The sequence below is a fragment of the Paenibacillus planticolens genome (assembly GCF_013141725.1).
Taxonomy (GTDB): domain Bacteria; phylum Bacillota; class Bacilli; order Paenibacillales; family NBRC-103111; genus Paenibacillus_E; species Paenibacillus_E planticolens.
Window position 1 is genome coordinate 1 of record NZ_WHNZ01000080.1, and the last position, 11,640, is coordinate 11,640.

An 11,640-nucleotide genomic window follows, 5' to 3' on the forward strand; every position below is an offset into this window, starting at 1 on the left:
TGTTTTGAAGAACATAGATATGTTTAAGTAAAAGATGATCGCTCCCCGCCTGAGGAGCGATCATTTATGTTTAATACACTTCTAAAGGGGTTATTACTTCATATCTTAGAGGGACACCATTTTAGTTTCAATAATTTATGGGAATAATGGTTGTTAATAAATGGAAAAGTGGGGATTGTCGTGTTGACTTATTATCAAAAAACGATACTTGCCTCTCTTATTGACTACTCATACCAAGCCGTTGAAGAACTTAGAGAGAAATACGATGTTCATCTCCTCATACGATGGAGGAGGTTGATCAAAAGGATAGAAGTTATTTATGAACTACCATTATTTTATGAAAATTTTTGGGATATGTCATACTCTGATCCGCTCTGTAATAAACACGAGGCACCAGAGGTCTTAGTTGACTTACAAAGGTTCGAACTACTCAGGGAATTAGTTGAGTTCTCTAAAGTCTTAGTAAAAACTGTAAGATTGAGTGACAATACTTATGATTTGAAGAATGCAGTTTTTCGGTTGGTAAATGAAACTCTGCATCACCAATTTGGTTTCGACTATCGTGAGTATTGTATGCTAAATCCTTTACCGATTAATATCGACTCCTTTTTAATTTCTAATGGACTACATCAAGTGCATTTAGATGATAAAGACACTATTTGGGTATTCCCGCACAATGCCAAAGAGAATGAGACATTCTATACATCGGGTGTTTTTGTACACGAGGCGGAAGGATTATGTTATTTGGGGGGAGAACGGCTGTTGAGCCGAATTCTTGACTATTGCCGCCTAAGTTTACATGAGGTAGTACAATTTCATAAGAAGCGTAAATCGATTTAATGCCATGGGTATCCGCCTGTAGGCATTTTTTTATTTAAATCGTGGAAAATGCAGGAAAAAATTAAAAAAAGTCGAATAGCTTTACCTTATTATGTCATAAGACAAAGGGTGTTGAAATGACTACTACAGGGACTATTGAATTTACCCCATATCACAGTGCAATCCCGAGCTGGAGCGGCTATCAATATCAAGGTAAAGTTGCACTCAATGTTGTGCTTGATTACATACTTAAAATTAGCCCAGGTGATTATGATAATTATCAGCTTGAATTGGAATGGTATGAAGATTTTTGTATTTTGAATGGCGAGGATTATATATCCATCCATCAGGTGAAGTCGTACAAGGCCCATACTCTAAGCGAATACAAAGATGCCATTTGGAATTTGCTGGGGAAAACGCTTCTTAAGTCATGTAAAGAATGTTATCTTCATTCAACAACAGAGATTGAGTCGGAAGAGATTATTAAGAATAAGTTAATAAATGTTCTAGTTCCTCCAACAGCTCCAAAGCCACCTAAAGATCCATCAAAAAGTCCTAAAATAAAAAATTTTTCACCTTGGGATTACTACAACATAGTTATGTCAGTTGCTGGGGCGTATGATGAAGCTTTTGCAAAGTTCTCTAAATATACATACTTGGATTCAAAAAGTTATTGTCGTCTATCTGATTTGGAAAGTGAAATATTTGATCGCTTAAAGCAATATTACGTTAAAAAAGGCAGTCATTACACACAACTACAGCTAGATGTGGTTTATCATTACCTTTTAGGTGAAGTTGATAAAAATGTCACTCGCAGGCACATAAAGGAGCAAAGCGAAGAAGAAGAGGATGGAGATGGAGTTGCACAAACACCTGATAGGATAAGTTTTAGAAAAATTATTGAAGTGCTTGAATGTAATTGGGAGGAGCCATCCGAGGAGTATGTAATACTTCAACTTAGAAGACAATTCCATGGTATTTGTGATAATTTGTCTGCGGATCTCCACCAATATATTATGGACAATGAAGATATGGATAGACTTGATGATTTGCTTAAAGTGGAAGAATATGTTCGTACGCTTGGAGCTCTAAATAACTTTGAATTTTTCACTTTTTGCCAAATGGTTACTCCTCATATTCATATCAACAAGGCGAATGCTGAGGCCTATAGAAACCTTATTCCAAAATATGGAATGGATGTTCTTGTAACCGCTTTTTTTGAAATTAAACAAAAAATGAATACACATGATTACAAATATATTGTGCAGGAAGAATCGAACAACATCGTTTATTTACCAACAACTATAAAACTTGACGCAGGAAAATATAGAAATGAAGATAGGTTGAAATCAACAATAGCAAGTAACATTTTAAGCAATGCTGCAATTCGAAATAATTTATATGAAATTGAAGTAATGATCACTGATAATATCAACTCCGAGTCGCTTGTACATGCCGCTAATAAATTTACAGATATTGATGATGATGCTGATGCCAAAAGTGATGATAAGATTACGAAAATAAAAAGGATTCGTTTAATTGACATTAACACTGCAAAAGGGGAACTGAACTAATGTTAAGGTTAATCAAAGGAATATTCGAGGAAAATAATTACCAAATTCGCTTATTAGAGCCAGAAGAAACGATAATTCTTGCTTCAGATTCTACAATAGCAAGTTATTATTTAACAATATTTTTAGATGGCACTGAGTTTGATAAGACCAGCGTCGACCAGTTTAACGACTATTACGGTATTGTTAAGGGGTTAGAAGAAGGTTATGAACCCCAAATGGATAAAAATCTTTCAATGTTGATTTGTGTGAAAAGAACTCAATCTGGGGTAGATACTGCGGAGAATAAAAGAATATTTGATATTGAAGAAGATCCTTATCTTTTTAAGAAGTACGTTTTGACATACACCGATCTCCAACTGGATATGGCACTCCAAAAAACAGATGACCGTGGTGTAATGTCGTACCTACATTCACTCCTAAATGACGAAATTGCATTTCAAGAACATAAGCAATCACCGAATAGTGAATCAGAATATAATTTAGTAAGTAAGCTATTTATCAAGTTGCCATTTCTCGATTTAACAAAGAGGAATAGAGAAATCTCAAGTTTAAAGGATACGATAACGAGTTCTCTTAGTCCCGAATTGCTCCAATTACGCAATGATTTATTCAAGCTGAACATCATAACCGTTGAAGATGCTGAGGGTGATACAGTGCATCAATCTGCTGATGCAGAGACGTTACGAACAAGGCTTTTGGAATACATAGGAATGGATGTTGAATAAATGACAAACTACACTATTGATAAGGTTCTTATAGAAAATTTTAAAGGGATTGATCATCTTATTCTGGATTGGAGCAATGGTCAATTAATTGTGCTAGATGGACCAAATGGTTTCGGAAAAACAACTATTTTTGATGCAATTGAATTGGCTTTAACGGGCAAGATCGATAGAATTAAAAAACCTCAGGATGCTCGTGTGGCTTATAGTGATGTTCTATTTAGTAACAACCCATCAAAAGACGTCTTACTTAAAGTGCAGTTAACCACCAATACAGGGGAAAAAGGAACAATAGTTAAATCACTCCCTACAAGCAAAAGACTAACGGGGATTGATAAGCAGCCAGGAAAGTGGGAAATATTTGATACATACCTCCTTGAAACATTCGATAGCTCTCTTACTAATGATAAAAAGTCAACTCAGAAAGAAGTAAGTGAAAAATTTGGAGTAGACGAATTAGAACGCCTATATAGTCTTTTTTATTATATTCAGCAAGAAGAAAACACCTCGTTTTTAAAGAGGCCTGGGAAAGAAAGGATGGCGGAAATAAGCCGTCTATTCGACACGAAGGATGAAGTTGAGGAGAAGAAATATTTTGAAGGATTAGTTAAGTTTATTGATCAGGAAAAGAAATTAAAGTCAACTGTAATTAGCAATATTAAAATTCGCTTGGAATCTTACAAAAATCATGATGGAGTCTTAAATCATGATGTCACTGAGTACGAATTATTGTTGGGGGACATTACCGATAAATTATGGGATCGGGAAAATCTTACTGTAAACAACAAGGAAATGCGCGATAAGTTTATTGCTGAATTACTTTCGATTGAGGACTTCATTATCCATTTTGAGCAATTTAAATTGGCTAGCTTCAATCAAAGGTTAAACAAGTATGCTGATAATAAGATCCTGCTACAATCAACTATAACCGCCTCGTCATTTCTTGATAGATATCAGGAAATAAAGAACATGTTTGAAAAACAGAAAAAGCTACGGCGTTATTTGATGCAATTGAAGGATTATCAAAAAAGTATGTTCTCTATAAATTATGATGAGTTACATAGTGAGGTTGAGTTTGACTTAATAACGGTAAAACAAAAAGTCGAGACAATAAGGAGTCAAGGACAAAACGTTTCCATGTTATCAAGTATTGTAAGTGAACTAAATCAAACGAGGGACAAGCTTTTAGAAAAATTGAATGCTTTCCATACTCATCAAGGGAAATCAAAAGAAGACTGTCCTTTTTGTGGTTATGATTGGGGAGACCATGAGAGGTTACTTATTGAATTCCAAGCCAAAAAGGAGTATTTTTCTTCTTTATATGATGATTCCACAAAAGTCCAGGAGCAAGAAATAAAGGATCTTTTTCAAGTTCATTTCTCTGCTATCATTCAATGGCTAGAAGGATACCTTTCAAATCCAGAGAACTCAGTAAGTGAAGCATTTTACACGCAATTAGAAATCGGATATCGGCGTGAGAAAGAAATAGCTCTTTTTTTGGACTTCTGTGCACAGAACAACATCGATCTTTCGGCACACACTAACAATCAATTTAATATTCCTCTGGAGAATTTGGAGTTTGCAGTTGAAAATTTTTCGAACCAACTGCGTGGTAGAAAGTATGTCATTGAAGAAGGATATGCTGAGTTCGATGAAAAGTTCTTAACTTTTCAAACATTATATCAAGAGAACTTTAATGGGCTTGAGGCTAACGTAGCAAAAGTAAGTGTCGAGGCAGTTGAACGTAAAAAACGTTACATTGATTTTCAATTTTTCAATCAGAATGAAGCGAAAAAAGTAGAGGATGAAACGCTGTTTAACAAAATCAATGAAGATTTTGTTAAACTAACTAAACAATCGGAACAACTTAAACAGATAATTGAAACCTACGACTCCTCCATAAAAAAACATTGGAAGAAGATAATGGTGGATATTGAGGTCCCGTTCTATATCTACAGTGGAAAGATAATGCAGAATTATCAAAGGGGATTAGGGCTATTTATTAAGGAGAAGGTTGAAGCGGAAAGTATAGTTTTTGTTTCAGACAACGCTTCGGATCATGATGCGTTAAATTTTTTGAGCTCAGGTCAGCTATCGGCACTTGTCATATCTTTCACTCTATCCCTAAACAAAGTTTATGGAAATAAAGATCTAGGTGTATTATTAATTGATGACCCTGTTCAGTCCATGGATGAAATTAATATGGCCTCTCTAACAGAACTTCTTAGAAATGACTTCCAGCATAAGCAAATTATTATTTCTACGCATGAAGATGATGTATCAAGATATCTGCAATACAAGTTCAATAAATATGGGTCAAACACACTCAGTTTTAATATGAGGGAAGAATCACATCTGAAAATTTTGAATCGAGGGAATATAGGATAACGTATTAGCAAAGAAAAGAGAAACTTGAGAGAAGATAAAAAACGTAGTATAAATCAGGGACTGTAATTAGCTACAGTCCCTTTTTATTGTTAATTTATTTACAAAACTTATCACAAATCAGTGGGTAAAGCCGATGATTCCATCTAGAGAAGAGAATTGTGCGTATTTTAGCAGATATTTATTATAATTTCCTTACAACCCTTCCTTTTGAAAATGAAATCTATATGGGTCAATCGTTATCCTCAGTTAAATTATGTAATTCATAATATGGTGGAAATTAGCATATTTAGTGGTATTATTGGAACAGGCAAAAAAGCCTAATTTTCCTTTTAATTGAAGGTAGGAGTCTAATTATGAAAGAGCTACTTACACTTTATCGAGATCGACTTACTGATCTTACTGCAAACAATAAAAGCTTGAAATTAATGAGACTTACCAATAAGAATCATTTCGATATAAGTAGTTTATCCAGCATAGAACTCGGGCTTGATAATAACATTTTAGAACAAGTAGTTACCCTTCAAGAACAAATCCCGATTATTCCTCAAAACAGTCTCGTAGAGGATGCGATTATAACCAATCGCAAATTGCTTGCTCTAAAACGCGAAGTTGATCTAGTTGAACAAGAGACGGGGAATAACCCTTTTTACATAGCCTATGGTTTTTTAGAGGGCTTTTTAGTCCCAGATTTTTTCATTCGATGTCCAATTCTTTTCTTCCCTGGTCGTCTAATTAAAACAAACATAAAGAATAAACCATATTGGGCTCTGGAAGTTGGCGAAGAATCAACGCCATTTATCAATAGAACTTTCATTATGGCTATTCAGAAGTATGCTGGAGGAGACATTAGTACATCCATTCAAAATGAGTTAAATGAACTTCCAAAGGAAGTCAACGCCATTATTCCCTTCTTATATGATTTGTTAAGGAAGCATGACATATCATTAACGGTTGATAACTCAAAATCCATTGTTCCATTTAAAGGAATGAAAAAAGAAAATATTCCTGAGGGAAAGAAAGGATTTACACTGATTCCATCTGTAGTCATGGGGAAATTTCAACAATCAACAAGCACTCTTTTAAACGATTACAATACTTTATTAGAGGAGATGCCCGACGGTGGCTATCTTCATGATTTACTTGAAGGATCAGAAAATGAGGATAATGATTTTGATGAAATAGATACAGATGAATTAAATCGAGTACATCCTTCAGAAAACTTCTTTGTTCTAGATACAGATGCAAGCCAAGAAGCTGTAGTTGTTGCAGCAAGAGAAAAAAAGGGCTTAATTGTTCATGGACCTCCAGGGACAGGTAAATCACAGGTAATTGTAAATTTAATAGTTGATCGAATGGTTAGAGGACAAAGGGTATTGTTAGTTTGCCAAAAACCAGCAGCCCTTGATGTTGTATACAATCGACTAGGACAAATAAACCTTCAGAATCATGTTGCTTTAGTTCATGATTTCAATAAAAATAAGCTCGATGTGTATTCAAAAATAGCTTCAGTTATTGATCGTAGTTCACCTAAGTATGGACAAGATTATAATCGTATATCAAATGAGAAACATGCACTGGCAGAGAAACTAAATCAGATTGCTCACTCTCTTCACAAAGAAAGAACTTTTGGAAGAAGTCTCTTTTATCTATACAGTAATGCCAAATGGGATCAGGATAAAATTATTGAAGTCGAAGATTTACTAAAAAATCTTACATTTGATGAGTTGCAAGTGCAACTCGTTGATATAAAAACAATTATAGAATTAATGTACAAATATGATCATGCTAATTATCCATGGAGTAAGAGGAAGAGTTTTGCTGCTTTCTCAGTAAAGCAGCATCTTGAACTGAAAAATATACTAGAGACTCTATCTGTGGATATCAAAAAGGCATTTGAATTAAAAAATGATCTGAATTTATTATTTGATCCAGTAAATTACTTGGAAAATGTGCAAGCATTACATGATTTAGAACAAGCATTGGAATCTTTAAAAAATAGAGCTCTTTATAGGCATATAATCCAATTTTTTGTAGATGATGAACGAGAATACGAAAACGAAGATCATCTTGATAAAGTTAGAAAAAGTTTTGCTTCTGTGAATAAACAAATTAATTTTCTAAGTAACAGAACTGAGCCTGAAACTAACTTATCAATCGAAGAAGCAGAAAAGTGGAGTACAAAAATTAACTCTTTCGAGGAATTAAATAAGAAATTAACCCGATTCTTCAACACAACTTGGTACAGTCTAAAAAATGAGATTCAAGAACACTGCAAGAAAATCGGGATTAGTTTTGATGGGAATTCAGTTCGTCAATATCGGGAACGTGTTGAAACCTTCTTATTTTTTGAAAAATTAAGAAAAGAATCGATTGGATCACATTTCTTCGCGGATGCGCCTACTGAGAATAACATTGATGCTTGGAAAAAATGGATTAAGTTCAAGGAACAAGCGTTGCAATTCCTTCATGCTTTTGTTCATGCGCAAGTAGCTTTTCCTAAATGGCTAAAGAATCCAGATACCAATCATGTTTTAGATGAGTTTTCCAATTTGGTATTTGCAGGAGAGTTGAATAAACTTATCAACCTAGCCAATATTACTCGTGATCTTAACGTCACCATACAAATGCTAAATACATATTTACGGGACGAGCAAGTTAAAAATCTTTTGGGTCACATGAATAGTGGTAATTACAATATCCCTTATGTAGATGGATTACTTCATACATTGGATGATTTCAGCAGTTTATGCCGTCTTGATCAGATGAAAATGGAAATGGGAAGTCTTAAAAAATTACTAATAGAAAGATGTAACAAAAAAACGTCGTTAGAAAAAACTGCAAATGTAGTTGATCAATGGTTAATATTGATTGAAAACAGTTTTTTGCACGCTTGGATCTTGCAAATTGAAACTAATGAGCCTCATGTGAAAGATGTATCTACAGAATTATATCAAAAGCATTTAGAGCGCTTTTACTCTCTATTGTCAGATCGTCGTAAAGCAGTCCCCCCGTTAGTCGATAGTAAACTGGCTAGCCAATCATTAGATGTCCAAGGAAGCACGCGGCAGAAGTTAAAACATGAGTCAAATAAGAAACGTAAACTTCTGCCGTTACGTCAAGTCGTGGGACATTTTTATGATGATCTGTTAAAGCTTGTTCCATGCTGGTTATGTACTCCTGAAGCGGTTAGTGCGATATTTCCGATGCATCAAGAAATGTTTGATTTGGTCATTTTTGATGAAGCTTCCCAATGCCCTGTTGAAAATGCTATTCCAGCTATCTATCGTGGGAAACAACTAGTCATCGCTGGAGATGAAAAGCAACTTCCGCCTAGCTCCTTTTTTCAATCTTCTACTGATGATGAAGAGGACGAAGACGAAGATAACATTAATTACGTTGATAAAACAGATAAACAGGCAAAAAGCTTGTTAGAATGGGCTAAACCTAAATTCCCTGACAAATGGTTAACTTGGCATTATCGTTCGAAGTTTGAAGAGTTAATCAATTTCTCAAACTATGCTTTTTACGATAAGAGAGTACAAATTGCTCCATCAGTATCTAAGGAAAGTGCAGCAAAACCTTTTGAATTTATTTCTGTTGAAGGTCATTGGGAAAATCAGTCCAATCGCGTTGAAGCAGAGAAAACGGTTGATATAGTCTTGGACATACTTCAGAAAGATGTGAGCAAACCAACACTTGGAATCATCACTTTCAACAAGAAGCAGGCTGACCTTATCAATGATGTTTTGGAGGAAAGGATTGCAAGTAATCCCGAAGTTCAAATATTAATTGAAGCAGCTAAAAACCGCAAAAATGGGGAAGAAAATGTCGGTCTTTTTGTTAAAAATATTGAAAATGTCCAAGGGGATGAACGGGATGTAATCTTGTTCTCCATTGGTTATGCAAAAGACATTACAGGTAAAATGGTTAGTCAATTTGGACCATTAGCAAGGGATGGAGGGGAAAACCGACTAAACGTTGCAATTTCCCGTGCTAAAATCAAAGTTTACATTGTATGTTCATTTGAACCGAGTGAATGGACGAGAGTTGAAACTTATGCAAAGGGTGTAAGATTATTCAAACGTTATCTAGAATACGGTAAAGCTATTTCTGATGGTAACTTTGAACTTGCCCAATCGATTCTAAACGGTCTTATTGATGCGACTAACGTTCAAGAATTTAATAACCAATTGATTTTCGATAGCGTGTTTGAGGAAGAGGTTTGCCAGGCTTTGCGAGCATGTGGTTATGAAGTTCACACTCAAGTTGGCTTTTCAGGTTATCGGATTGATTTAGCAATATTAGATCCCATGACTAAAGAGAGATACATTTTAGGTGTTGAATGTGATGGGGCAGCGTATCATTCCTCGAAAGTTGCTCGTGAAAGGGATTTGTATAGACAAAGGTTCCTAGAGAGTAAAGGTTGGAAAATACACAGGATATGGAGTCGTAATTGGTGGTTATCTAAAAATAAAGAGATTGAAAAAATTCAAGCTCATATTACTCGATTATCCAATCTAAATACTTAAAAAAAGAGGTAAGTTCAATGGGGAAAAGTATAACGAAATTAGTATTGCTTTGTTGTTTGTTTTTATTATTTACATTGAGTTATAACCATATTACGAATGCCGAAAGCACATTAATCGAAGATCCTAACCTGGAAATCGCAATTAGAGATGTGCTACAAAAGTACAGTGGTGAAATAACGATAGATGATTTGGAGAAGCTAGACACATTATATCAAACGAGGAAAGGAAGTATCGTTAGCAGCTTAAAAGGGCTGGAACATGCGAAAAACTTATACAGCCTATATTTAGATAATAACAATATAAGTGATGTCTCTCCGATCGCTAATCTTCCTAAATTAACTAAAATAGGCTTAGGGGGAAATAAACTTAACGATATTAGTTCATTGGGATCTTTACCCAGTTTGATCAGTGTTGGCTTGAACCACAATCAAATTAAAGATATTAGTGTACTTTCAAAGTCCCCCAATCTAGAGATATTAAGCATTAATCATAATCAAATTCAAAACATAGATAGCTTGAGTGGTTTGACTAAACTAACTTTTTTAAATATTGAAGAAAATCAAATCAGTGATATTTCAGCCATTCGTTCTTTTGGGAAATTAGAAATGCTCATAGCAAACAATAATCACATTAGTGACATTTCACCATTTACAAATTCACCGATCTTTTCTATTCAAATAAGCAATAATAAAATTGTGGATCTGTCACCCTTATCGACAATGAAAGAGCTAGGTAACTTAAGAGTGGCAGGGAACCAAATTAAAGACATTAGTCCACTAGCAAATTCAAATAAGCTTACCTTGCTAGAGTTGGCTGACAATAAAATTGAGGACATCACACCACTAAAAAATTTAAATAACATTGCAGGCTTATACATGAGTAAAAATCGAATTCAAGATATCTCTCCACTAAAAGGAACTAATTTTAGAACGGTTGATTTGAGAGAGAATCGCATTCAAGATATTAGACCACTTGCTCAAATGAACAGACTCCAACAAATATTACTCTCTAAAAATAATATTAATGATATCCAGCCGCTTGAATTTACGCAATATTTAAAAGAAGTTGATCTTTCCGCTAATCCATTGAACCCTGAGTCTAAAATTCTAATTGAAAAAATAAAACAATTTGGAACTACGGTTAAAAGTGGTGACCTCTATTATAATCATTGCTCATTTGACTGCATTTACGTTTGGCTAAATGGTCAAGAAAAACAAGTGGAAAATAGAATCTTCCAACAAGATGGACGTATGTTGATCTCGTTACGTGAAATTTTTGAAATGCTGGGTGCCACCGTATCCTGGGATTCAGATACATATAAAATTACAGCTCAAAAAGGGTCAAATAAGGTTGCGATCCAAATTGGATCGAAGGAATCACAAATTAATGATCTTTCCGCAACAATGGATGTTGCGCCCAGTTTGATCGGGGACGTTACCTATGTACCCATTAGATTTGTTAGTGAGGCAATAGGTGCCGAAGTAGATTGGGATGAAATGAGTCAGAGAATTTTAATCAAAAGCCAATGATGCATCCTATTTACTTGAGGACTGGTTTTGATAACAGTCCTCTTTTTTCTGTAAGGCATCATCTCTAGAGTGGTTGGTA

6 protein-coding genes are annotated in these 11,640 nt (G+C 34.7%); all 6 read left to right on the forward strand.

What is annotated here, in order from left to right; translation table 11 throughout:
- Window positions 1-168 precede the first annotated feature (168 nt).
- The 6 genes from GC097_RS30940 (at window position 169) to GC097_RS30965 (ending at window position 11,561) form a co-directional block, all read left to right on the forward strand.
- The gene (locus tag GC097_RS30940) at window positions 169-840 is read left to right on the forward strand and encodes a hypothetical protein (RefSeq protein WP_171687116.1); all 672 of its coding nucleotides are present in this window, start codon (window positions 169-171) and stop codon (window positions 838-840) included.
- A gap of 116 nt (window positions 841-956) precedes the next feature.
- The gene (locus GC097_RS30945; protein WP_171687117.1) at window positions 957-2,393 is read left to right on the forward strand and encodes an ABC-three component system protein; all 1,437 of its coding nucleotides are present in this window, start codon (window positions 957-959) and stop codon (window positions 2,391-2,393) included.
- The gene (locus tag GC097_RS30950) at window positions 2,393-3,118 is read left to right on the forward strand and encodes an ABC-three component system middle component 1 (protein ID WP_171687118.1); all 726 of its coding nucleotides are present in this window, start codon (window positions 2,393-2,395) and stop codon (window positions 3,116-3,118) included. Before GC097_RS30945 ends, GC097_RS30950 begins: the two co-directional genes overlap by 1 nt.
- Window positions 3,119-5,503 carry an ATP-binding protein gene (locus GC097_RS30955; protein ID WP_171687119.1) on the forward strand — a complete coding sequence of 795 codons (2,385 nt, stop codon included), beginning with the start codon at window positions 3,119-3,121 and terminating at the stop codon, window positions 5,501-5,503.
- A 353-nt stretch (window positions 5,504-5,856) separates the two neighbouring features.
- Window positions 5,857-10,032 carry a PDDEXK-like endonuclease domain-containing protein gene (locus tag GC097_RS30960; RefSeq protein ID WP_171687120.1) on the forward strand — a complete coding sequence of 1,392 codons (4,176 nt, stop codon included), beginning with the start codon at window positions 5,857-5,859 and terminating at the stop codon, window positions 10,030-10,032.
- A 17-nt stretch (window positions 10,033-10,049) separates the two neighbouring features.
- Window positions 10,050-11,561, forward strand: coding sequence for a leucine-rich repeat domain-containing protein (locus tag GC097_RS30965; protein WP_171687121.1), 1,512 nt, complete (start codon window positions 10,050-10,052; stop codon window positions 11,559-11,561).
- Window positions 11,562-11,640: the final 79 nt, after the last annotated feature.